Annotated in this window: 24 protein-coding genes; 10 read left to right on the forward strand and 14 right to left on the reverse strand. The window is 48.3% G+C overall.

Features of this window, described 5'->3' with window-relative positions:
• Both ggt and AQULUS_RS01035 read right to left on the reverse strand, forming a co-directional pair.
• The gene (ggt, locus tag AQULUS_RS01030; RefSeq protein WP_148337776.1) at positions 1-1,689 is read right to left on the reverse strand and encodes a gamma-glutamyltransferase; all 1,689 of its coding nucleotides are present in this window, start codon (positions 1,687-1,689) and stop codon (positions 1-3) included.
• Positions 1,690-1,791: 102 nt separating this feature from the next.
• The gene (locus AQULUS_RS01035) at positions 1,792-3,114 is read right to left on the reverse strand and encodes a class I SAM-dependent methyltransferase (RefSeq protein WP_148337778.1); all 1,323 of its coding nucleotides are present in this window, start codon (positions 3,112-3,114) and stop codon (positions 1,792-1,794) included.
• A 299-nt stretch (positions 3,115-3,413) separates the two neighbouring features.
• Between AQULUS_RS01035 and AQULUS_RS01040 the strand changes: the two genes are divergently transcribed.
• Positions 3,414-3,959, forward strand: coding sequence for an outer membrane protein (locus tag AQULUS_RS01040; protein WP_148337780.1), 546 nt, complete (start codon positions 3,414-3,416; stop codon positions 3,957-3,959).
• A gap of 16 nt (positions 3,960-3,975) precedes the next feature.
• Positions 3,976-4,605 (forward strand): BON domain-containing protein, encoded by a 630-nt coding sequence (locus AQULUS_RS01045; protein WP_148337783.1) that lies wholly within the window; start codon positions 3,976-3,978, stop codon positions 4,603-4,605.
• A 62-nt stretch (positions 4,606-4,667) separates the two neighbouring features.
• Here AQULUS_RS01045 and AQULUS_RS01050 read toward each other — a convergent pair whose 3' ends face one another.
• Together AQULUS_RS01050 and AQULUS_RS01055 are read right to left on the reverse strand one after the other, a co-directional pair.
• On the reverse strand, positions 4,668-5,327 hold the full coding sequence (locus AQULUS_RS01050; protein ID WP_148337785.1) for an outer membrane beta-barrel protein: 660 nt from the start codon (positions 5,325-5,327) through the stop codon (positions 4,668-4,670).
• 256 nt (positions 5,328-5,583) lie between these two features.
• The gene (locus AQULUS_RS01055; protein ID WP_148337788.1) at positions 5,584-6,456 is read right to left on the reverse strand and encodes a methyltransferase domain-containing protein; all 873 of its coding nucleotides are present in this window, start codon (positions 6,454-6,456) and stop codon (positions 5,584-5,586) included.
• 125 nt (positions 6,457-6,581) lie between these two features.
• Here AQULUS_RS01055 and egtB point away from each other — a divergent pair, with 125 nt between their 5' ends.
• Both egtB and egtD read left to right on the forward strand, forming a co-directional pair.
• On the forward strand, positions 6,582-7,883 hold the full coding sequence (egtB, locus tag AQULUS_RS01060; RefSeq protein ID WP_197737267.1) for an ergothioneine biosynthesis protein EgtB: 1,302 nt from the start codon (positions 6,582-6,584) through the stop codon (positions 7,881-7,883).
• A 35-nt stretch (positions 7,884-7,918) separates the two neighbouring features.
• Positions 7,919-8,917 (forward strand): L-histidine N(alpha)-methyltransferase, encoded by a 999-nt coding sequence (gene egtD / locus AQULUS_RS01065; protein ID WP_148337790.1) that lies wholly within the window; start codon positions 7,919-7,921, stop codon positions 8,915-8,917.
• A 112-nt stretch (positions 8,918-9,029) separates the two neighbouring features.
• Here egtD and AQULUS_RS01070 read toward each other — a convergent pair whose 3' ends face one another.
• The gene (locus AQULUS_RS01070) at positions 9,030-9,260 is read right to left on the reverse strand and encodes a hypothetical protein (RefSeq protein WP_148337792.1); all 231 of its coding nucleotides are present in this window, start codon (positions 9,258-9,260) and stop codon (positions 9,030-9,032) included.
• Positions 9,261-9,778: 518 nt separating this feature from the next.
• On the opposite strand from AQULUS_RS01070, the gene AQULUS_RS01075 reads away from it, so the two are divergent.
• Complete coding sequence (locus AQULUS_RS01075) at positions 9,779-10,120, forward strand: hypothetical protein (protein WP_148337794.1); 342 nt, start codon at positions 9,779-9,781, stop codon at positions 10,118-10,120.
• A 62-nt stretch (positions 10,121-10,182) separates the two neighbouring features.
• On the opposite strand, the gene trhO is transcribed toward AQULUS_RS01075, so the two are convergent.
• Positions 10,183-11,040 (reverse strand): oxygen-dependent tRNA uridine(34) hydroxylase TrhO, encoded by an 858-nt coding sequence (trhO, locus tag AQULUS_RS01080; protein WP_197737268.1) that lies wholly within the window; start codon positions 11,038-11,040, stop codon positions 10,183-10,185.
• Between the two features lie 186 nt (positions 11,041-11,226).
• On the opposite strand from trhO, the gene AQULUS_RS01085 reads away from it, so the two are divergent.
• Positions 11,227-12,816, forward strand: a complete 1,590-nt coding sequence (locus AQULUS_RS01085; protein WP_148337798.1) for a Na+/H+ antiporter — start codon at positions 11,227-11,229, stop codon at positions 12,814-12,816.
• A 54-nt stretch (positions 12,817-12,870) separates the two neighbouring features.
• Here the strand turns inward: AQULUS_RS01085 and AQULUS_RS01090 are convergent, their stop codons facing one another.
• The 3 genes from AQULUS_RS01090 to AQULUS_RS01100 all read right to left on the reverse strand — a co-directional run bounded on the left by AQULUS_RS01090 (position 12,871) and on the right by AQULUS_RS01100 (position 14,811).
• Positions 12,871-13,245 (reverse strand): hypothetical protein, encoded by a 375-nt coding sequence (locus tag AQULUS_RS01090; protein ID WP_148337800.1) that lies wholly within the window; start codon positions 13,243-13,245, stop codon positions 12,871-12,873.
• A 144-nt stretch (positions 13,246-13,389) separates the two neighbouring features.
• The gene (locus AQULUS_RS13090; RefSeq protein WP_148337802.1) at positions 13,390-14,583 is read right to left on the reverse strand and encodes a M23 family metallopeptidase; all 1,194 of its coding nucleotides are present in this window, start codon (positions 14,581-14,583) and stop codon (positions 13,390-13,392) included.
• Between the two features lie 69 nt (positions 14,584-14,652).
• Positions 14,653-14,811, reverse strand: a complete 159-nt coding sequence (locus AQULUS_RS01100) for an entericidin A/B family lipoprotein (protein WP_148337804.1) — start codon at positions 14,809-14,811, stop codon at positions 14,653-14,655.
• 197 nt (positions 14,812-15,008) lie between these two features.
• Here AQULUS_RS01100 and AQULUS_RS01105 point away from each other — a divergent pair, with 197 nt between their 5' ends.
• Positions 15,009-15,761 (forward strand): hypothetical protein, encoded by a 753-nt coding sequence (locus tag AQULUS_RS01105; RefSeq protein ID WP_148337806.1) that lies wholly within the window; start codon positions 15,009-15,011, stop codon positions 15,759-15,761.
• 83 nt (positions 15,762-15,844) lie between these two features.
• Here AQULUS_RS01105 and AQULUS_RS01110 read toward each other — a convergent pair whose 3' ends face one another.
• Positions 15,845-16,741: a DUF2157 domain-containing protein gene (locus AQULUS_RS01110; protein WP_148337808.1), complete on the reverse strand. Its 897-nt coding sequence runs from the start codon at positions 16,739-16,741 to the stop codon at positions 15,845-15,847.
• Positions 16,742-16,755: 14 nt separating this feature from the next.
• Positions 16,756-17,304 carry a hypothetical protein gene (locus AQULUS_RS01115; protein ID WP_148337810.1) on the reverse strand — a complete coding sequence of 183 codons (549 nt, stop codon included), beginning with the start codon at positions 17,302-17,304 and terminating at the stop codon, positions 16,756-16,758.
• Positions 17,305-17,446: 142 nt separating this feature from the next.
• Between AQULUS_RS01115 and AQULUS_RS01120 the strand changes: the two genes are divergently transcribed.
• Complete coding sequence (locus tag AQULUS_RS01120; RefSeq protein ID WP_148337812.1) at positions 17,447-17,911, forward strand: DUF2269 family protein; 465 nt, start codon at positions 17,447-17,449, stop codon at positions 17,909-17,911.
• Between the two features lie 23 nt (positions 17,912-17,934).
• Entirely contained in the window at positions 17,935-19,437 is a 1,503-nt protein-coding gene (locus AQULUS_RS01125) for a C40 family peptidase (RefSeq protein WP_172622682.1), read from the forward strand.
• A 110-nt stretch (positions 19,438-19,547) separates the two neighbouring features.
• Here AQULUS_RS01125 and AQULUS_RS01130 read toward each other — a convergent pair whose 3' ends face one another.
• Complete coding sequence (locus AQULUS_RS01130) at positions 19,548-21,236, reverse strand: thaumatin family protein (protein ID WP_172622683.1); 1,689 nt, start codon at positions 21,234-21,236, stop codon at positions 19,548-19,550.
• Positions 21,237-21,248: 12 nt separating this feature from the next.
• A complete protein-coding gene (locus AQULUS_RS01135) occupies positions 21,249-22,016 on the reverse strand; it encodes an outer membrane protein (protein ID WP_172622684.1) in 768 nt (255 codons plus the stop codon).
• Positions 22,017-22,174: 158 nt separating this feature from the next.
• On the opposite strand from AQULUS_RS01135, the gene AQULUS_RS01140 reads away from it, so the two are divergent.
• A complete protein-coding gene (locus AQULUS_RS01140) occupies positions 22,175-22,513 on the forward strand; it encodes a hypothetical protein (protein ID WP_148337820.1) in 339 nt (112 codons plus the stop codon).
• 100 nt (positions 22,514-22,613) lie between these two features.
• Here the strand turns inward: AQULUS_RS01140 and AQULUS_RS01145 are convergent, their stop codons facing one another.
• Positions 22,614-23,696, reverse strand: coding sequence for a hypothetical protein (locus tag AQULUS_RS01145; RefSeq protein ID WP_148337822.1), 1,083 nt, complete (start codon positions 23,694-23,696; stop codon positions 22,614-22,616).
• Positions 23,697-23,732: the final 36 nt, after the last annotated feature.

Genomic DNA, 23,732 nt, shown 5'->3' on the forward strand with positions numbered 1-23,732 from the left:
CTAGTAACCCAGAGCAGCGCCGTCCGGTCTTCGGTCATCATTGGCGCCATAGCGCATGCCGTTTGCCTTATCAATGAGTACGGCTTCAACGGCGGCCCAGGGGGATTGAGTGGTGATATGGTAGCCGCGGTATTCCAACGCTTTGCTGGTCAGAAATGACAAGGTGAGCGGTTCGATATCGACAATATCAGGGGTGCCCTGGTAATGAAAACGGGGTGCGTCAACCGCTGCCCTGATATTCATGCCGTAATCGATCACATTAATCAGTGTTAACAGGACAGCGGTAATAATGCGCGGCCCGCCAGGACTTCCCAAAACCAGAAATACCCGTCCATTTTTCATGACGATGACAGGGGTCATGGAGCTGAGCGGCCGCTTGCCCGGAGAGATAGCGTTAGCGCTGGACTGGACCAGTTCAAATTTGTTCGCAAAGCCTGGTTTGACGGTGAAATCATCCATTTCATCGTTGAGAAAAAAACCGGTATGATCAGCGATGACTTTCGCGCCAAAAAAACCATTGAGTGTGTATGTTACCGCGACAGCGTTGCCAAACCGATCCACAATGGAGTAATGAGTGGTATCAGTGTTTTCATGAAAATCAATCATGATGTTTTCGGGTTGTATCAGGCGAGTGGCCTTGATTTTATCAGCCAGCGATTCCATGCGGGCGCGTGATAGCATTTGTTCAAGCGGGTTTTTTACAAAATCCGGATCTCCCAGAAAGGTGTTGCGGTCATTGAAGCCGTAACGCATGGCTTCTATGATATTTTGCATGCTTTGCGCGGAACGGAATCCTTCATTCGAGAGGGAAAAATGCTGCAAAATTCCCAGCATTTCACATAATGTAACCCCGCCTGAGCTGGGCGGTGGAACAGAAAGAACATCATAGCCGCGGTAGCGGCAAGTCAAGGGCGAGAGTTCTTCAGCCTGGTACGTTGAAAAGTCTTCCAGTGTCAGGATTCCTCCGTGACGATTGCTGGATTCAACAATGTGACGCGCGATACTGCCTTTGTAAAATTCATGCGCGCCATTTTCCGCAATCAGCTTGAGTGTCTGGGCAAGATCTTGTTGTATCAGCAAGTCACCGGTCTGGTAGGGTTTGCCCTGCTTCAAAAAAATGGCGGCGACATTAGGCTGGGTGCGAAAGGTTGATGCGTACGCCTGAAACCAGCGGGCATCGAAGGCGGTGACGCGGTACCCGTTTTCAGCGAGCAGTATGGCAGGCTCCATGACTTGTCTGCGCGTCATGGTTCCGTACCGGGTCAGGGCTAATTCAAGGCCCGCTACGGTGCCGGGAACCGCGACAGCAAGATAACCATTCGTTGTGCTTCCGGGAACGACATTGCCGAATTTATCCAGAAACATGTTTTGCGTCGCCCGCAGCGGCGCCTTTTCACGAAAATTGATGACAGTATTGCGCCCATCCGCGAGGCGGATAACCATGAATCCGCCTCCGCCGATATTTCCGCAGCAGGGGTTCACGACCGCGAGGGCGTAACCGACCGCGACGGCGGCATCAATCGCGTTTCCGCCTGCGCGCAAGATTGTCACGCCCGCTTGGGAGGCTATCTTCTGTTCGCTGACCACCATGCCCTGACTGGCGGAGACAGGCTGATGGACATCGCCTGCCATGCACAGCAGCGGAAAAGACAAGAGTAGCAGCGGCGGAATTTTCCTTATTCCTAACATTGCTTCCTCAGTTGAAATTCGATATGAATTAGACACACCATAGCTTTATCAATCAATGAATTCAACTAGCGAAAACTGTTGACGGGCATCACGGAGATGTCATCAAACATTTTTCATGCTGATTTTTTCGCTCTGGCTGATCTTGTATTTATCCAGAATGCTGTAATCGCAGTCCCTGGTCTTGCGAAAATATACAGTCATGTTTTCGATGCGGCGTGTATTCAGGGGATGTTTTGCCTTTTCAGTTACATCGTTGGGATGAATATCAGTATGAAATTCAGACTGAGGTTCGTGGAAGGTTCCGCTATATCGTTTGCCCTCCGGACGTTCCACGTATTCAAAACCGAAATGACTGAGAAAGTTCTTCAGGCTGGAAAAACTGAAGTGATTCACATGATCAACCAGGTGCAGTTCCGGTTCATTTCCTTCGGGAATGCGTATGCACAAGTGGCCGCCGGTTTTCAGAACGGCGTTCACTGCCTGGATGAAGCCTTGATGCGGATTAACGATATGTTCCAGCAAGTCGTAGCAGGCGACAATATCCGCCGATTTGAACAAGAGCGATTCATCTTCATTGGCGACGCCGGATTGCAAAAATCCATTATATGTCGGAATCCCTCGTTGCTCGCAGCTTTCACAGCGTTCCTTGCACAGCTCGACATTGATAGGATGGCCGCCCTGGTTTTTTACTTCTTCCGAGAGATATCCCGAGCCGCCGCCGATTTCGACTATTTTTTTTCCTTCGACTTCGATTCCGGAGTCTTTCCATTCTGAAACCTGTAGACTGGAGATTTTTTTGCGTCTTTCCACCTCTTGCGGGCCTCTATCCGGAATGCCGACCTGCAGCGTCGCTTTGTCGCCAAAATATTGTTCTCCATACATGGTTTGTAAGGCTCTATCATCATAGAGAGGGTGAGAGCGCGTCGTATCTTTAAACATGCTGTCTTCTTCATTGGATTTCCATAAAGAGAAATGCCGTCCATTAATGCGGTAATAACCCATACAATGGTGATTTTCTGTGTCCAGTTTTTCAAAGTTGTCGTAATTGGATAAATCCATGAATTCCACTTTTTCATTGGCTAGCGGAGCGGGATGTGCCATCTGTTGACGAGTGGATTCCATCAGTTGACCCAAATCCTTTGTATATTCGCTATTGACCAAGCTGCGGATTTCATCCAGATTGATCCTCGCTTCTGATAATTCAACAGCGGCCTGTTTCAATTCTTTTTCCAGTTTGCGCATTTCTTCGGGATCGTGTGATTCGTTTCGGGAGAGAACATCAATTTTTGTCTGAAGACCCGCCGCTTTTGCTTCCGCCTTCACAACAGCTTTTTCAGCGATAGTGATCTGTCTCGCGCGCAGTTCATTTAATACTTGCTTTTGTTTCAGGTAATGATCTTTGAGGTCTTTGTAGGGATTCGGCATGTTGTATCCTCGTTATTTTTTATATTTTATGACTTTATTATAATACAATCCGGCCGTGGGCGGCTGACAATTTCCGAGGCTCAAATTCCAATCGGCTGATTTTTCAGTAAAACTTCAGTTGGTCTCTTACAGCGGCTGCAACATGGTATCATTACACCGGAATTGCCAGTTGAAGTGGAATGAGAAGAAATATAAAGTGGATGGCGCTGTTGCAGCTGCTTCTGTTATCTTGTCGCATTTTAATTTTGACGGCCTTGTGGCCGCAGGCATTGATTTTACTTAGGACATAAGGAAGTGACATGTTTAAGAAATTTTTAACCACTACTGCTATTTTCGTAGGAAGTTTGTCCACGGCTTTCGCATCGGGCTCGTTTTACCTGGGACCCGCATTGACCTATACAGATTATCAATCACACGACTTGCATTATGTGGGTCTGAATCCGGGTATTCAGGCGGGTTATGGCGGTTGGGCGCGCGACTGGTTATATTTCGCGGCTGAAGTGTTTGCTACCACGGGATCCATCACGATAGGGAATGACAAAGATAACGCCTCGCTGAAGACAGATTACAATTACGGCATCAGTTTCATTCCTATGATTAATCTGGATGATGTGTTATTTGGCTATCTCAGGTTGGGTTATATCCAGACCAAATTCAAGAGTGTCAGTGAAACAAAAGGGGCATACCAGATTGGCGCGGGCCTGGAAGGAAACTTGACGGAATGCTGGTATTTACGCGGTGAATATGTTTATACCCCTTATACTTCGGTGGGTTCTATAGGGTCTGTTCGTTCGAATCAAGTCACGGCCTCTCTTATATACCGGTTCGAATCCTTGCTAGGCTAGGCGGCAATTCTTTATCATGAATTCTAATCAGAATCTGCGAGCAAAAGGCGGTACGATTCTCATGAGAAATAAATGGATAAGCTGTTGTGTGTTGCTTGCTGCGGTGTTTGGTCTGCAAGGATGCATGAATATGGCGACCACCGGCGCGCAAGCTGTTTATAACCGTCACAGTATCGAAAAAAACTTGAAAGACCAGTATCTGACCATGCAGGCGTACCAGGGTTTATACATCAAAACCAAGAAATTCAAGAATACCAATATCGCAATTTCTACTTACAATCAGGAAATGCTGCTGGCGGGGCAAGTGCCGGAATCCTGGCAGAAACACGAGGCTGAAAAGATTGTCAAAGCCATTCCGGATGTAGGCAATGTATATAATCTGATTGAGGTTCAAAGCCCCTCTTCCACTCTGACCCGCATCAGTGATACCTGGATCACTGCCAAAGTCAAAACGAAGCTGATTGCGTCGAATGACCTGGATGCCTCGCAAATCAAGGTGGTGACAGAAAATGGAATTGTTTTTCTAATGGGAATTTTACCGCCAGATCAGGCGAATGCAGCGGTGGAAATTGCCAGTAACACTGACGGTGTCTTGAGCGTGGTAAAAATATTTTCTTATATGAAGATCAGCAAGAAGCTGGCTTGAGCAAAACCAGGGCAGCAGCTCGCCGGCGGCGCGCCGCCGTCGAAATCCTGCATCAAAGGTTATCAAATGAAACCGTATGTCATGCCTAGCGTGTACAATTCAGCGCTGCCAGTATAATGATTGCCCTGTACCATTGACCAGTCAGCAACGATATCCGCATTTCGGGTCATGCTGTAGGCAAATCCTATGCCGCCAAAAGCGCTGACAGACCCTGAGCTGGCTGATGCGCCGCCGGTAAATTCCTTGAGAGCATAACTGTAAGCCGGTCCCAGCTTGCCGATAACGCTGATCTTGTTGAATAAGGGATAACGCCCGGTGAGAGCGGTATAAGCGGCGAAATGGGTTGTCTTGGCGATAATATTGCTTCCGTGTCCGCCCGTACCAATGCTTTCGCGGGAGTTGTAGTACTGGTTATAGCCGAGCTCCAGACCAAGGAGGGCGTTAAACCGGTAACCTCCGTAGACACTCCATCCCGGGCCATTTTCATCCACGGAGTTGGCAGAGTTCGGCGTTTTTTTATCGTGCAGGCGTGATAAACCGATATTGCCTCCCGCATACCAGTAAGCACAATCCAGGGTGTAAGTACCCAGAATTCGGCTCGCGCTGGGGAAAAAGCCTGATTGGTCGGCGCAGGCCGTGCCGGCAAACATAAATGATGCCGCTGCGGTCAGCAAGATAGCGCGTGATTTGAAGGCAATGTTTCTTTGGTGGGTTGGTTTCATGGCGTTATTCCTGCAGTTTAGTGTTTACATTTCACCGCTGACGCAGCCGGAAAGTAACAAACAGAGGGCGCCGAACATATATAAGGTGCGAAAATGATGGGCGTGACGAATGATGAAGTGCATATGATAAATTCCTTTTATGTGTCGATGATATAAGATAAGAGTGCGGGCGATTTTAACGCGGGCGCGGTCTGAATACAACGCTTGTCTGAAGGTTTGAAAAACCTGGCGGCTGTGACTGTAGGAATGTATCGGTTCATACAGGTTTTCGCGCGATGAAAACGCCATATCTGACACGATGCTGCCGGAAAGCTTCCTGCATGAGGCGGGCTTGTTTCAAAAAGCGCAAGCCGCGCAAGCCGCCCAATTTCCAGAGTGACAGAAAGGAAAAATCATGGACGTGAGACAAGCCGATTTCCCAGCTTTTCATGACATAAGAAGACCAATCTTCGCAGAGAGACAATTGAAATCCGGCTTGTTCAAGCAGCTTGCGGTAATGATCCAGCGTCGGCATGTAGGGCAGATCGAATGCGCGGCATAACTTTCTGTATTGTTTCGCCTGACGCCCGTCATATTCTTCTTGATCAGAGCACCAGGTGGCGAGCATAAGAGTTCCGCCAGGTTTTAACACGCGAGCAGCCTGTCTGAAAAACAAGGATTTGTCATAAAACTGTTCGCAGCTTTCCAGAGACCAGAGAACATGAATTGACTCGTCCACGAATGATTTCATGACCAAGGCGTCTTCCAGTGTGAATGTGACATGCTGGATATCCGTGGCGCGGGCGCATTCTCTGGCTATCGCCATTTGCTTGTGACTGAGAGTGATGCCGTAAACATGGGCGCCAAATTTTTTCGCCAGATAAAGACTGCTTCCACCCATCCCGCAGCCCGCGTCCAGGATTTTATCCCGCGGTGAAATGCAGATCATTTTGGCCAGTTTTTCGATCAGATGTTCCTGCGCTTCAATCGGGGTAACGGTGATCTGGTCAGTGTGTTCATAAAAGCCATGGTGTATGTGCGGGCCCCAGATCGCACGCCAGCCCTCGGATGTCTTGTTCCAGAAATCCGCGATCTTGCGCATGGTTTTATCACGGTCTGCCATGACCGGCTGAGAAGTTCTGATTTTCATCTTGTCTTCCTTGAGTTGATTTTCGCCCGCTTGTCATAGGCTGGATTAATAGTAACTGAATTAAGAGTCTATTCATACTGTTGTCTGGGAGCTTGCCGAGTGCGCTTGGTCAGGCGGGCTGATTTTTGCTAGAATCAAGAGATGAATGCATTGACCTGCAGGATGACAGGGCTGTGAAACAACAACTGATACACTCGTATCAAAAGGTGCGTGACAGGACTACAGCCATCTGCCAGCCGCTGGCGGTGGAAGACTATGTTATCCAGAGCATGGAAGATGTCAGCCCGCCTAAATGGCATCTCGCGCATACCACGTGGTTTTTTGAAACCTTCCTGTTATTGCCGCATTTGCCCGAGTATTCTGCTTTTGACCCCATGTTTCAGATGTTATTCAATTCTTACTATCAGTCTCTCGGGAACCCTTATCCACGTATGCGGCGCGGCTTGTTGTCGCGGCCGACAGTGGAAGAAGTGTATCGTTACCGGCAGCATGTGGATGAGTGCTTGTGCACCTGGCTTGATGACTTGCCGGAAACCCGGATGAAAAAAGTCGAAGATTTGCTTGTCATGGGCATGCATCATGAACAGCAGCACCAGGAGTTGCTGCTCATGGATATCAAATATAATTTCTCGATTCATCCTGCTTATCCAGCCTATATTCAGAACACTAAAACCACGGCAAGTAAACAATCTGCTCCCATGTCATTGCACTCGGTTGAAGGCGGCATTTTTGAAATGGGATACGGGGGCAGACAATTTTGTTTTGATAATGAATTGCCTCGTCATCAAGTAATACTGAAACCTTATCTTTTCGCTTCGCGTCTGGTGACAAACAGGGAGTTTCTTGAGTTTATCCATGCCGGCGGTTACCAATGTGCGGATCACTGGCTGTCGGATGGCTGGGATTGCGTGCAAAAATTCCGCTGGGACTCGCCGTTATACTGGCGCAAGATTAATGCCGAATGGTTTGAATTCACGCTGACGGGATTGCAGAGACTCCATCCCGACGAACCCGTGTCTCACGTCAGCTATTATGAAGCAGATGCCTATGCGCGATGGCGGAATTTGCGTCTGCCATCGGAGGCGGAGTGGGAGCATTATGCGAATTTGCACGGGTTAACACCTGGTAACGGGAATTTTCTTGAGACCGGGCGGTATCATCCCGCTGCATGCGGGGAAAATCACAAACAGCAGTTATTCGGAGACTTATGGGAGTGGACTTCGAGCGCGTATTCTCCTTATCCAGGATATAAACCTGCCAAGGGCGCACTGGGCGAATACAACGGAAAGTTCATGAGCAATCAATATGTACTGCGCGGCGGATGCTGTGTAACGCCCCGGACACATATTCGTGAGAGTTATCGCAATTTTTTTCAGCCTGACAAACGCTGGCAATTCAGCGGCATTCGTCTGGCTGATGATGCCTGATCATGATTTTCAGATGAATAAGTCAAGGAGTCCTCATGGCCAGAGTGATCGATATTGCAAGTGAACACGCTTTCGATTCCCGGGATACCGAAAAGTCTGAATTTGCAGAAGAACTGCTGGACGGATTCACCAGACCGCGCAAGATGATAAAATCAAAATATTTCTATGATGAGCAGGGAAGCGAACTTTTCAATCAAATAACCCGTCATCCTGATTATTATCTGACACGCTGTGAAATCGAAATTCTCTCGACTTATAAAAAGCAGATGGCCGAATTATTTGACTCTTCCCCATTTAATCTGGTGGAGCTGGGTCCGGGAGAAGGGATCAAGGCTGAAATCCTGACGGATGAATTTTTAAAGGCAAAGCTGAATTTTACCTATATCCCCGTTGATATATCCATGCCATATCTTAAGTCGATTGTGCGCGAATCCAATCTGCGTACCCGCGGGCTTGAATTAATGCCCATACACGCGGATTTTTTCCGCGGACTGGAATGGCTGCGCAGCCATTCCAGTCGCCGCAGTCTGGTCTTGTTTCTGGGATCCAGCATAGGAAACTTTGATCCGGCTGAAACATTGGAATTTCTTCGTCATCTCTCCGCCTCGCTCAAAAGAGATGATTATGTTTTGCTGGGATTTGACTTGCGCAAGGACATTGACATCCTGATGCGAGCCTATAATGATAGCGACGGCATTACGCGTGATTTTAATCTGAACCTTCTCAGGCGCATTAACCATGAACTGGGGGCAGATTTTGATCTGGGAAAATTCCGGCATTACGCGACATATAATGTATATAGCGGGGCGATGGAAAGCTACCTGGTCAGTCTTGAAGAGCAGACTGTTTCAATCGAGGCAACCGGGCATTCGTTTGTCTTCGACGCCATCGAACCCATACACGTTGAGTATTCCCATAAATACCTGCTCTCACAAGTCAATGAACTGGCGCAACAGTCGGGATTTGAAGTGGTCCGGAATTTCATGGATTCAAGAAAGTTTTTCGTCGATGCCTTGTGGCGGATGAAAACCTAAGCCGCTTGAATTGGTCTGGCGATGGATTGAGCAAATGCATTCATGTTCTTCCGGACGCCGGATTTATCCGGCGTCCGGAAGAAAACCTGCGAACAATTTCTATCAGTGGTGCTCAGCGAGCGCCAATATTACCAAATGCTTCACAGCAGTAAGCCCTGCTGATGCAATCGGTATCTTCGGGATGAGAACAAGCCGGGTCAGTGCATTGGCAGTTCGATTCATATGGATTGCAATAACTTGCCCCGCAGCTTCCACCGCTGCAAGCGCTGTCAGACCAGGCAAACGAAAGACTGGTCATGGATAAGGTCAGGCATCCGATTACTGTCAAAAGTGTGGATTTCATGAAAAAGTTCTCCTGGCTTGCAATAGTATCAGTTCTTTCGCTGGTTCTCCGGAACACATCCGGCAGCGTTTTTGCAATCAAGCTCCCCGCTGTTTCTCACACTCTTTTTGTTTTCTTATATCAGTATATCATTGTACCAGTCAGTTCTTCTTGTTTTTGCGTTTAACTAATTGTATTTTATGAAAAAATGTTTTTGTGCCGCCTTTGCCGGAGTCGGCGGGGAAAGTAGTGATCATTTTTGCATGGCCGGGATGTGCAGATATGATGTTTTGCCCTTGCTATCGGCATGCGCGGTCCAGGGGTCTTATACTTAATAATGAGAGCGGGTTGGCGACAGAGGGGGCGCGTGCTCTCATCATGCGGAGTGTGAATATGAACTATCTTGTCAGCAAAAAATATCTTAGGGGCGCGGCGATTCCCTGCGCTGAATTCATGGATTTGAATGGGGTCTTATACTTAATAATGAGAGCGGGTTGGCGACAGAGGGGGCGCGTGCTCTCATCATGCGGAGTGTGAATATGAACTATCTTGTCAGCAAAAAATATCTTAGGGGCGCGGCGATTCCCTGCGCTGAATTCATGGATTTGAATGATGCAAAATTATTTATTGAAAAAAAACTGGAAGTCGATGCGAGGATCAGCGTCAAGGTGGATTATTTTATCAGTCGATCGAATGAAATCATCGCCACCTTTGAGGCGGATAAAATCCTGGCATCCAGGACGCAGGAAGACAGCGGCGCCGGAAAAGGCAGCAGTGCCAGTTTTCGTCCCACGCCGTTTAACACGGCTCCCCGGCCGCCGGGTACGCCGCAAAAGTGGATAAAAGAGGATGATGAAGAAAAAGATGAAAACCGGGATTGAACGTATCGTTCCAGCCTGGTACGGTCCAAAGGTTTGCCAGGCTTCAGCAAACCGAGAAAAGTTTAGGTGCGTTGGCTGGCGCGTGTGCAAGAGGGGCAGGAAATATCCGGTATATAGCCAGGCAGGATTTGCTGTTCTCTGGTAACGGGTCCCTGGCAGACCTGGCATTGCAGGGTTCCAGTGTGTTGAAGGCAGCTGTTGACAGAAATTCTTTCATCAAACACAAAACATTCGCCTTCATAATGCGCGCCGCCTATTTGTTTGAAATAGCCCAGGATTCCGCCTTCAAGCTGATAGACTTCCTGATATCCCTGGCTTAATAAATGCAATGCGGCCTTTTCACAGCGGATGCCGCCCGTGCAAAACATGACAACAGGCTTGTTTCGCCCGATTGAGGCAGCAGCGGAAGGAAACTCACTGAAATCCGCGATACCGAGATCGACCGCTCCGGTGAAAGTGCCAAAACGGATTTCATAATCGTTGCGCGTATCCAGCAGAGTGAAATCGCGATTTTCATCCATCCATTGCCTGAATTCGGCCGGTGTGATGACGGGCGCCCTAAGTGCGCGGGGATCTGCCTCGGGCTGGCGCAGCGTGATGATTTCTTTTTTAATCTTTACTTTTAAATGCTTAAAGGGTATCGCTGAGGACACGCTTTGATGGAAGCGGATATCCTTGAATCGCGCGTCCGATTTCAATCGTGCCTGAAACGCGCAGACTGCGTCAGCAGATCCGGCAAGGCTGATGTTGATGCCTTCGTGGCTGAGCAGTATAGTTCCCTTGAGTGCGCAACAGTGTTCCAGCAAAGAGGTGCGTAACGACTCAAGGTTATTCAACTCGATAAATTTGTATCCGGCAATGTTGAGGATTTGCATACTCGGTAAATTGATTTTTATGATTTGTGCAAATTTACTGCACATTCATGCAAACGTCAATGAGTCCTTTTGCTTCAGAACCGGTTTGCTTCCTGAGCGAGCCGCGAGACAAGGGATACACTGTATGCTTTCCCATGCAACTGTTATGATGTTTTTTGCGCGTGACCTGGCTGGCCGGGTGTTATGCGTGATGGCAGGAAATATGGATTTTTAATCTGACAGGGAGAATTTGTGAATTTTATTGAAGCATCAATCTTTATCCTGTTTGTAGCGATTATTTCCGTCCCGCTCTCTATACGGCTGCGTCTGCCTATGGAAGTCTTTCTTTTTATAGGCAGTTGTATGATCAGCCTTCTTCCGGGGCTGCCGGATATTACTTTCAACCCCATTATCGTATTTGAACTCTTTTTACCTCCCATTCTGTTTTCAGCGGCTTATTTTACAGACTGGCGTGAGTTCAAATTCAATCTGCGTCCGATTACTCAACTGGCATTTGGGCTGGTGTTATTCACGACGGTGAGTATTGCCTGTGTCGCCAGATTTTTTTTGCCGGGGTTTACCTGGGCGGAAGCGTTTCTTCTGGGAAGTATTGTCGCGCCAACGGACGCAGCCGCTGCCACTTCTATCATCAAGAAAATCGGCGTGCCGCGCCGATTCATTGTGATTCTTGAAGGCGAGAGCCTGATCAATGACGCCACCGCGCTTATCCTGTATCGGTTCAGTCTGGGCGCTGTGCTGTATGGTGCATTTTCCCTGCCCGAGGCGATAGAAACCTTTTTTATCATGTCCATAGGCGGCGCAGCCATAGGATTAATCATTGCCCTGAGCGCGATCATCATTGTGAAGCAGCTGAAAGAAATTCGAGCTGAAACGACCTTCACTTTCATCACTGCCTTCACGTCTTATCTGCTCGCTGAGCATCTGGGCTGTTCAGGGGTGATTTCCACAGTAGTGTGCGGTATTTACTTTGGCATCCGTTTTCCCGAAATTGCTTCTTCTCATACGCGCGTGAATGCAAAAGCGAGCTGGAGCACGCTGATGTTCATCATCAATGGATTTGTCTTTACCCTCATCGGATTTGAACTGTCGCATGTCTTGAAGAGCCTGAAAGCCTATTCATTTGCGGAATTGTTCAGTTATGGATTAATGGTGAGCCTTACTGTGATTGTTCTGCGTCTGCTATGGATTTATCCCTCTGCTGCCATTCCGCGCCTGATTTTTCCTTCGCTTGCGCGTAAAGATCCCCAGCCTGCCTGGCAATTCTTATTTGCCCTGGGATGGACGGGAATGAGAGGCATCGTTTCACTGGCTGCCGTTCTCGCCATTCCGCGCCGGCTTCCGTCTGGCCAGGCTTTTCCCAACATGGATATGCTGGTATTTCTGACTTATTGTGTGATTGTGACAACGTTGATCGCTCCCGCCATTACCCTGTCTCCGCTGATACGCTGGCTGCGTTTAAACGACGGAGACAATAAATTACATGAAGAGGCTGTTGCGCGGGTGCGGGCGCTGGAAGAAGTAATTCGCAGAATAGAAGAGATCAAGGTCAGGGAAAACATACCTGATAATGTTTTTCAAGAATTTCGCGCGCAAATCGAGCGCAAACTCAAGATAGTGCAGACTCAGCTTGAAGATAATCCGTATTCACTGCTTTCCAATGATTATTTTGCCTATAAGAAGCTGGCATTGGCGGCGCTCGCGGCCGAAAGAGAAACACTGATCTGGCTGCGCAGAAAAGGTGAAATCCACGATGAGGTCTTTCATCGTCTGCTGGACGAACTGGATCTGGAAGATGTCAGGGCGAAAAGCTTGCGGGTATGATTCGCTTCGCGCCTGACCGTGATTTCAGCTGTTGTTCATTTTCCAGGATATTTATCAGCTGATTTTACAGTGCAGCTGATTGATGCTCACTCCGCCGTTGCCTTTGTTGGCAAGATTTCCTGTGATGGTGACGGTCTGGTTTGTGTCAACGCTGGTATTACATGAGCTGCCCGGGTTCTGTGCGGACAGGTGAAAACTGTTACCCGTATCGGTGATATACATCTCGCTGAGATCCACGCTGTGGAAAATCGGATAAATTTTGCCTTTCTGTGCGGCAAGCATGCTAAGACAACCCACGTCTGGAAGGCATAAAAAATACCTGTTATCGCCCATGGCACCGTTAATTTTAATTTTAATGTTAGCGGCATCATCCGCAAGCGCGGTTTGTATGCCGGCCAGGGCAATAAACAGGATTAATAACCTCTTCATTTCAACCACCCTCGTTTTGTGTTGCTTCGTTTTGTGTTTCTATATTTGTAATAACGAAAATAATAACATCCCAAGCTTAAGGCTGTATGAGGAAAAATAGCCTTAAGCTTAAGATTTACTTAGCAATTTAAGACGAAATAATTTTTAGTCCGGACACTTTGTCTGCGCGGTATCACTAAAGTGAATTACTTGATTGGCTGAGGGAATTACTGCTTCAATTGTTTTGTCCGGGCCGGAAGGCGGCAGCCAGAGTCCGTAATCATCATCAATGGTTTTAGCTTTTCCCTGCAGGATCATTTTTTCAAATACAAAGGGAACCCCGTCTGATTTGAGGGGGTCGTTGCCAGTGGTGACATGCATGTGCAAATGCGGCGCGGATGAATTGCCGGTATTTCCCAGGTTTCCTATGACTTGTCCCTGTTTTACCTTATCCCCGGCCTTTACGCGAATGGAACCTGGCTGCAGGTGTGCGTATAACACGTAATAATTTTTGCCATTCTGACTGACTTTCAGGATGACATAATTTCCCGGCGTATCAATTAGTCCGGGCGGCGGTGAAGGCAGGCTGGGCGGTATATTGTTATTCTTGATGCTGTCCCGTTTTTTAGTGATGACACCATCTGCAACGGCCAGAACGGGTTGTCCGAATGCGCTCCAGTTGAGATTGTCATGCATGTCGCCATGGACGGCCTTGCCGTCAGGGCACATTTGTTCCCAGTCTATGGCGTAGCGCTGTGCAAGATAGAACTGTCCGTCTATGGGCAATATGGAGCGGCGATGATACGAATCCGGCGAAATTGCCGCGGCAGCCACCCAGTGATTTCCTGTTAATGGAGGACCTAACACCGGCGGATTTTCCGGATTAACTGACAGATCATAAGCAATAACATCAGTCGTTGCCAGGCTCTGATCGGAATTCGTGCTGACAACCCATATCTTGTGGCTTAACCGGCCGGGAGCGGCTTGTGTCTTGAGCAGGGGGAGCCACACATAAACAAATGCTCCCATGTTTCTTTTGAGTTCCAGTACGTTGGCTTGAGCGAGTTTTTTCGCTTCATACATGAAACTGTTTTTTATCAGTCTGCTTCCGGCGTAGGCTTTTAACAGATGCTTGTCATCGCCGCGGATTTCGATACGGTCTATGCGCAGCGGAACGCTGCCGGAATTGAAAAAATGCAATTCATATACCAGCAGCTGCCCGTCACTGGTTGGTACGGGCATAGGCGAATTCAGGGTGGAAATGGAAAGAGCCTGTATCTGGGCGTGGGCGGGGCTGATGGCTGCCAGGCTGTTTAGTAGAGCGCAGAAAATTACCATCAATCTAAGTATGTTTATCATACGCCGTCCTTATACTCTGATCGTCCATCAGGCAATTATATAATAATTGGACAAGCGGGTGATACTGTCTTAGCTGTGCTCGTCAGCTGCCTGCTGTAACGCCGCGCCGCCTTGCTGCAGATCCTTGCCTACTCCTTGTACTGTGTTGCAGCCGCTTAACAAGGCTGTGACGGCGAATAAGAGTGTCAACGTATGTTTGGTAAGTTTTAACCGGTTTAATGCCAACATTCCTGTGTTCCTTATCGCTTGCATTCGTATTTTAATTGTACTAAAAATTGAAATCGGTGACGAGTATGAAATTATTTCTGAAAACTCGGTGAAAAAGACCGCGATTCTGAATGAATGCCTGGATGCGCATGCATGCCGGCGACGGGTCGGATTGCGCCATACTCAGATACATTAAACCATTAACAGGAGTCATATTTATGGCATTAACACGGAAAAGAATCGATTATATGAGCGTTCCATATTCCCGCACCGATGCCGATCATCAAGAGTTTATCGAGCAGGAAATCGCCCTGTTTCACGCAAATTACACTGAGCTTTGCAATTATGACAAGCGGACCGAATGCGTGGCGGCGCTGCTGGCGCTTGCATGGTTTTTCGGCTCCGTAGGCACAGTGGGCGCATTATTCATTTGTCTTGCGTATGCGGGAATGTCGCACGAATTATTTGGCCGTATTGATTATGCCAGGCAGCACCAGTCTCAATTACAGAAATTATTGGATTTGTATAAGTGGTGCTGCGCCCGGGATCAAAAAATTATAACCAGCGATCCCACTTTTCTCAGGCTGGCCGAAACGATAGTTCCATTCGTCGAGTATCAGGATTTGAAAAAGCCTTTGGGCAGCCTGAAGAATATATCAGAGGGGTACGCGCGCGTGCTGGCTCAGCATCCTTTGCATCATGATGAATTCTTGCGCGACATTAAGACGCCTGAAGGCGGCGTGGCATCCTGGGTTCCCGAGTGGTTATCGAGATTGTTTGCAGGAAAAAAAGATGACGATCATGCGGAAGCCGTCATGCCGGAAGGAAATAAAACCTGGTCGGAGCGGTGCGTTCAGTCATTTGCGCAAACACGGTTTACATTATATGGGCGCCAAACCAAGCCGCCGCAGTCTTATCTGGAACAGGGCAGACAGTTGATTCAACCGGTTCTTATGCTGAAAAAGTCATGATTCTTTGCAGAGTGCTCCGGATGGATGCTTGCAAGGGAAAATCCGGAGCTGGTCATCTCGCAGGTCGACCGGCCCTGGAGAGGTTAATCCAGTTTGATGCGGTTAATCTTTCTGTGAATGAAGAAAACCATATAACCGACGCTCATTAGTAAAAGCCCCATCAGAATGAGAATGAGCGGCCATCCCAGTTCGCCAAAGATGCGGATAAAATTGTCAGAAATGTCGCAAACATACAAGACCAGAAACACCGCGCCCAGATAGAGAAATGATTTGCTTCGCAACGGCACGGAGAACATGAAAGTCAATATGATCAGAATGGCGGTGATCGCTTTCCATAAGACACTTGTTTCCCCTGATACGATATAACTGCCGAAATAGAGACTGGCGGATAACACGCAAAGCACACCAAAGAAGTACAGCGGACCCACGAGTATATGGCGGTGCCTCCGGTCGAGATAATAGCCAAGAAAGAGATAACTGAAGCCCAGCGCCATGATTTCATAATTAAAGATGTCGAAATCAAAATAAAGAGAGCGTGACACAATGAAATCGATGAGGCTGAAATAAAATAAAGAAGCGAAAATAATACTAAACAGTAAAAAGAGCGTGCGCGGCATCCATTTCAGGGAAGCAAGAAATACCAGCAGGCATAATCCTGTGATCATCATGTTAACCACTTCAGGAGTGACTGATTTGCCATAGATATTAAAAGTGACTTGCAAACCAATAGGCATCACCAGTCCGGCGATCATGAAGAATGCAGCGCTGGCTGCTTCATATTTATGAGAAAGATGAAACAGTAGTCCGACAATATAGGCGGCCATGGCGGCGCCCAAAGTTGAAAAAACACGCGTAAAGTTATTCAGGATATTCCAGTTGTCTACAATGAAATAGGCTATGCCTAGGAAAATGAGCGCGCCGCCGACATAATTGAAAATGATCAGGATGGAACTTTCTTTGGGTGACGGGGTGGTGCTCATGTCATATTCCTTCTTCACTGGTGTGTGTTGCCGCCGTGTTGTGTCCAACCCAGAAAATAAAAATAATAATAGTCGCCGGAATTATCCGGGTAATGGCTAATGGCCAGCCGTTTTGCCTGTTCTCCATTTGTCACGCAAATATCAGAACCATGACGCGACGGCGCCCACCCTGAAAGCGTTGAGGTGCCGCAATATGACTTGATTTCAAATCCATCCGGGGATTTTGCTTCCGACGGCAATGACGGCCTGAGCTGGCTGGCTGCTTCCAGCGTCAGCAGCAAACCTTTGTCCTGGTTAAAATCATATTGATACACTTTGGTTGAGCTGCAGTCAGCCGGCTTAACGTCGCTGCCGGATTTTACCGGGTAAGTATCGGGAAACAGTTTTGCCTTTGATTGCTGCAGGCAGTAATACGGATTCGAGTCTTTTGTCAGCATGTAGATGAAATTCTGCTGGGGATGTAATTTTGCCTTGGAAAGAGCAATAAAAAATATCGTGCAAATGATCATGACGACAGGAATGAGTAGAGCAATCAAAAGGTATATCTGATTATTCTTGTTCATGGATTCTCCCTGATATCTAATTTATTATACGTCATCAGCCGGGTTGAATGCTGTTTTAATCGACGCCAGGCCGGGAAAGGCCGGATCCTTGATCGCAAGCGATTGTAATTTATGAATAAAATGATGATGGAAACCAGCGGCGATGCTGTATGTATGGCTTAAATTTATCCATGTCTTGAGTTCAACCGTTCTTTTCGGAACCGGTATAGGCACCGCTTGCAACTTGTTTATCGCGCACCGTACACGTGATATTTCCCTCATCGCCGCTGCTTCCCGTTATGTTGTCATCGCTGACTGGCTGTTTACGGGAACTTCCGGCGTCATTCAGCCGCTGAGCGGATTTGCCATGATTTATGTCGCGGGTTATCCGCTGGCATCCCTCTGGATACTGGGTTCCATTACGGGATATGTCATTGCGGCTTGCTGCTGGTTTCCCGTGGTGTATTTGCAAATCCGGATGCGCGATATGGCTGTCAGGGCGCTTAAGGATAATACGCCGCTTCCGCCTTTGTATTATCGATACTTCAACTATTGGTTTATCCTCGGATGGCCTGCTTTTATCAGTTTGATCGTCGTGTTTTACCTGATGACAGCCAAGCCGCTTTAAACAATCAGATCAGGGTGCAGCCCATGTTTACTGTAAAAAGATTTTTTATCCGGTCAGCGTTATTATCCATTCTCGCTTCCCATGCCTTGGCGAATGAAGAATTGATCAGCGTTTTTCCGCTTGAGCGCTATGATCAATCCGTCGCCCGCTGGGTCAAGCCCGGAAATGCGGATTATGACTCGCCATTGTTGAGTGCTGAAACACAGCGAAAGCGCATGGAGATTTATGAAAATCATTGGTTCGGCGCGCAATCGCCATGGAATGAAGCCTATGTTACGAAGATATTGCGGCAGGCGGCGCCTGACGATCTGAAATCCACCGAACTGGAATTGATCAAGATGTTTGGCAACCAGGGCAAATCCGATGAGCAGCGAGGTTACGCTGAAAATTTTCGTCCTCATACACAGGAATGGATTGAGAATATTTCTGATAATATCCAGCCAGCGCGGTTAGACAATCTGAGTTATCAGACGGACAGGCGCGCGATTGCCGTTGATAATTTACACGCGCGCGTGCTGCCTACGGAAGACGTTCATTTTTATAGCCATCAACTTGCGGGACAGGGTTATCCGTTCGATAACTTGCAAATGTCTGCGCTATGGGCGGGTACGCCATTATATGTGGCGGCTGAAACAAAAGACCATGCCTGGTCATTGGTAATCACACCGGATTACATTGCCTGGGTAAAGAGTAATGGTATCGCAAGAACGGATGATTCGTTTATCAACACCTGGTGCGCCGCAGCAAAGAGACATCTGGCGGCTATTACCCGGACCCGGGCGAGCGTCAGGGATACAAACGGACAGTATCACTTTTCTGCCTATGTGGGATCTGTTTTTCCTGCGAGCGATACGCCGGCGGGGATAAAAATCATGGTGGCGGCGGCGGACGCAGACCGCCGCGCGGTCATCAAGCACGCCGTCCTTGAACAAGGTGATGCGGCCATGATGCCGCTCGCGGCTTCGCCTCGGCACTTTGCGCAAATCATGCGGACCATGATTAATCGTCCTTACGGGTGGGGAAGCATGTATTTTTATAACGATTGCTCCGCTGAACTCAAGAGCTTGTTCACGCCTTTTGGCATCTGGCTGCCAAGGCATTCTTCCGCGCAAGTGACCGAAGGGAAAATGGTGGATATGTCAGGTGTTTCGCCCGAGCAGCGTCTTTCGTATCTGATGGCCAATGGGAAAAAGTTTCTTACGCTTATCTATATAGGCGGACATGTTATTTTATATATTGGCAGTTTTTCCGATCCTAACAGCGGCAATCAGAACGTGATGGCCATGACTTATCAGAATATCTGGGGATTAAGTCCCAGCCCGGCAACCAGGCGTGCTGTCATTGGTGAGTCAGTCGTGTTTCCTCTATTGCAGCGATATCCTGAAGATTTGAGTCTTGTGCCTTTGACCGCCAAAAAATATTTTCAAGTGTCTTATCTGGATCAATGGCCGCTTGATTCCGCGTCGCAAAGAACCAGCCGTGTAAATTTGAAAGACTTGATGCATCCGGAAGAGAGGATGAAATAAGCTTGATTCGTGTTAGGCGCAATTTCTGCATGTTCACAATCTATCGATATTTTTGACGCATCCGGCGTGCCGCGGTGTTTTCGCGGCACGCGAGGAGCGTAGTATCGATTTTACACGGTAGGACAGAAAGTAACCGTGTAATTTGTCGTATTTACATTCTGTGCATTCAAGACCTGGCAGGTGAATGTGCTGCTGGCATCATCATATGGATAAGAGTAGGCAGTGGGGCACGAGTTCTTTAGCCATAATAACGTGGGTTGGGAATTGGTTGTCCAGACTGGATTAACCGCATTGCACGCTTGTGTAATGGGTGAGGAGGGCACAGTGACGCCCAGTGTTTCCCAGTTGACGCACCCGCAGCAAGTGCTGATCGCGCCGGCTGAGTAGCAAGACTGGTTTAATGCGCCGGTTGAACAGCCGAACAAGTCTGCGAATGTCAGCGAGCCCTGAACAGGCGTGGTGCAGGTAAAAGGCGCAGCGTTATGCTGCGGATCTTTCGCGCATACCGCATCCGCGGTCCAGTAACCTAAAAATGCGCCGCAGGTTTTAGTGATCTGGGACCCGGCAGCCGCGGAAGGATTATAACTCAAGCCACAGACATCAGGTGAAGTACAGTCTATATTGGAGTTGCAGGCTGTGGGGCTGCTGACATATTTCACCCAGACATAATCATTTGAGGGAGGGGTGAAATTCCAGGTGCAGGCGCCCAGAGGGGACTGCGCGGTCAGACGTCCTGGTGTGCCGCAGACGTACGGGTTGTTTGCGCCGCCCCAGGTGCCGTTGTCAGGAGTCATGCTGACAGGGACGGTCACGCCATTAATGACGGTGACATCGTATGTGTCGACATCCGTGTTATTGCTGGGCGTATTAGAGTAAACCACAGGGTTTTTGTTCAGCAAGGTGAATTCCGCGGTTGAAACCGGAGCGGAAAATCCCTGGCTGATCGGGCACGCACCGGTTCCGCCGCCGCAATCACCGGTGTCGCATCCGCTGTCGGTGCAATTGGTGCGGGCTGCGATGCCGCCGCTCCAGATAGTGTCTATGCCGTTATCGTAAACGGGTATGGTCAGCGAATTGGTTCCGGCACTGGCGGGGAGCTGATAATTGCCATTGCTCGGGGAGGGATTAATCCAGAAACAGTGTTTTAACACCGTAGGAGTCGACTGCACTTGTACGCATTGAGAACCAGGATAGCAATCTGAATCAGACAGGCAGCTTTTCAAGTCTAGCGGAGAGGTGGAGGGATCCGGGTGGATACTGTCCGTCGCGCCGGAAGCGATGCCAAACCATACCGGGTAAGAACAGTTGTTGACGAATGTAAACGTCCGTGACAGGGTTGAGCTCTGTGATCCGGTCGCGAAGTTCACGGGGAAAGTGTTAGATGAAAGCGTAATGCTGCGCGCGCCGTATTGCAGGCTGAATTGGTAATTAATGGGATTGATGGCGCTTTGGGAGGGCTGGTTGCCTCGCGCAGTGATCTGGACAAACACATTGCACACACCATTCGGTCCTTGCGCCGGGATCAGTCCGTTACAGGTATTGGTGAAACCATTCACGGTGACCGGATTATTGGAGGGGGGATTCTGCGGGGTCAATTTGAAATTGGTCAGTGTCTGGGGTTGCGAAGCGTTGTTGACGATATAAAACTGCAGGTTGAATTGCTGCGCTGTCGCTCCGTAGCTGACCGTCACGCTGGTGGGCTGTATCCCGAAGAACAGGCTGGAATCCGCATTCGCGTTCATTGAATAAAGCATTCCCGTTGCGGCGGCCAGCAGGCAGAACAGTATATTGTTTTTCATGAGCATCCCTTTTTAAGCGAATAAATAACTTAATCCCAGCAGCGCTGTGTGAGTGCGCAGCTGTATTGATATGGGTGAATCCAGCGTGAGCTGCGGGGCATGCGTGGACGTCTTGACAGTCCCGAAATCCGTGAACAGATAGGACAGGGAAAGTTGTACCTGAGGTGAAAGGTTTGTCTTGAAGCCTGCTCCCAGCGAATAGGCAAACTGATAGTTGGTCCTGTCAGTCAGATCGATGTCGCCGTCCTGTATGCCTTCGTCAGGTTCCGGGGATTCATTATATTTTGCAACGACGCGCGCCACACCCACGCTGGCTTCAACAAAGGGAATCACATCTTGCCACAGAGGCTGGAAGTCCAGTTGCCCATCAAGCATCAATCTCGAAGTTTCAAGTTTTAACTGATAGTTAAAATTATCGAATTGAGGATCCTTGAATTGATAAACTTCATCGCTGGATGAATTGTTGAACATAAAAAAATTCAGTCCTAGCGATACGTCGCGGAATATGGTTCCGTTATCCTCGTCATCGGTCAGCATTTGCTGATAGGCGACGCCTGCGCCGCCCAGAAAATCATTGCCGCCATTGCTATTGTGCAGCGAATCAGTCTCGAGCGGAGAAATGACCAGGTCGCTGACGCTGGTTTCAGAATGGTTGTATCCGCCGTATAAAGTAAATTGAAAATTGCAGTTGGCTGCAAAGGCTGAACCTGGCAGAAGCAGATAAAAAATGCTGTTCATGATAGGCAGGGATAAATACTTGCGGGCAGCTTGAAAGTTCATTTCCTTGATCGGCTCCATCCAGATTAAAACAATCAAATATATGTAATTTAATCAGATTAGTACAGAGGCAGTCGGTGCCGGATCGAAATTTTTAATATTCCCGGCGCTGAAAAGGAATATAATCACTACATAATCCAGTATAGTGAGGAGGGAGTAATATGCGGAATAATCTGGCCAAATTGTTTTTGATTACGGGCTTTGCGATAACCCTGCCAGTTGTTTCAGGTGCCGCGCAGGCGTATTACCATCATGGATACCATACAAGCAGTGTGAGTATCTCCATAGGCTCGGGCTCCGGTTATTATTATCCTGCTTATTACCCCACTTACAGTACTCGCTGCAAATGGGTGCCTGCGCATTGGTATAATGGTTATTGGTATCCGGCGCGAACGGTTTGTTATAACGGGATTTACCATGGCAAACAATGCAAATGGGTTTCCGGTTACTGGCATCACGGCAAGTGGCACCCGCGGCACAGGGTATGCTGGTATAACTGATCTCGCTGAGCGGATCAATCAGGAAAGGGGCTGCTGCAGAGGGCGGCTCCTGAGTGTCTGACTTAAGTCTCCAGCTTAAATCCCTCTAACTTAAATCCCTCTAACTTAAATCTATGGGTCTTGCCATGGCGAAATTCACATTGCTTTCCCAGCGTGAACCAATTTTCCAGGCATAAGCGTACGGCTGGAAAGTTTTGGGGTTTACTCTCAAAAGCATGGTGCCTATGCCGATTCCCGAGGAATGCGGCATGCGCGTGTCCTTACTATGTCCGGTAGACGCGGCATCGGCAATACGGACTTTGAAGGTGTCGCCTTCGCGAGTCGGTTTGTCCATGACTATCATGACATGTCCTCCGGTTTCAGCGCCGCGCCGGTTTTTGTAACGGAAAACCAGAATATCGCCAGGGCGCAATTCTTCCACATCTTCTATGGTATTCCAGTGTTTTGCATCATCGGACAGGTTAGTGAAGTATTGATAATAGTCAGTTGTGGTCGGTTTTTCAGTCCCGCTCCAGTTTGTCAGGCTGGAGTACGCCCGGGGATAAATGGTTTTCAAAATATGATCTACATAAGACGAACAATCAACGACGTAAATGCCCCGGTTTTCATCAATGCGGGTGCCGCCCAGTTTATATGCTGTGTAACGTATGCCTGCTACGGTATTGCGTACAAAGTTGACCAGGTTTTTTTCAATGGTGCTTAACAGATAGCTCGGCATGTGAGAGCGCGAGACATTGGCGACATCAATTTTTGTTGTGGGCTTGCTGACTTTCTGGTGTGCCGTCAGCCTTGAAACGGCGGCAGTCTTCTGTTTGTGCGAGAGCTTGACCGTTTTTTTTCTCACGGCGTATTTACGCGCAGTGGTTTTTTTGGATTGTTTCTTTGCAGTTTTGGTCGAGGCGGTTTTCTTTTTCTGGGAGGAAGCCTGCCGGATTTTACCTGACGTATGACGGTTTGCGGACTTAACTGTTTTAACGGTCTTGGAAGTTTTGGTCTGTTTAACCGTTTTAATGGCGGTTGTTGAGTGGGTGGTCCTGGCGGCATGATGCGAGACGGTGGCGTGAGCGGGATGTATCAGCCAGGCTGTCATGGCGGTAATGAAAAATATGTTTTTCAGGTTTATATTCGATGCCAGGTTTAACCGCACCTTGTTCACTAATTGTTCCATCATCCAGTCAAACATTTCGATACCCTGTTATCGTCAAGCTTAAAATGGGCG

Source organism: Aquicella siphonis (assembly GCF_902459485.1).
In the GTDB taxonomy this organism is placed as follows: domain Bacteria; phylum Pseudomonadota; class Gammaproteobacteria; order DSM-16500; family DSM-16500; genus Aquicella; species Aquicella siphonis.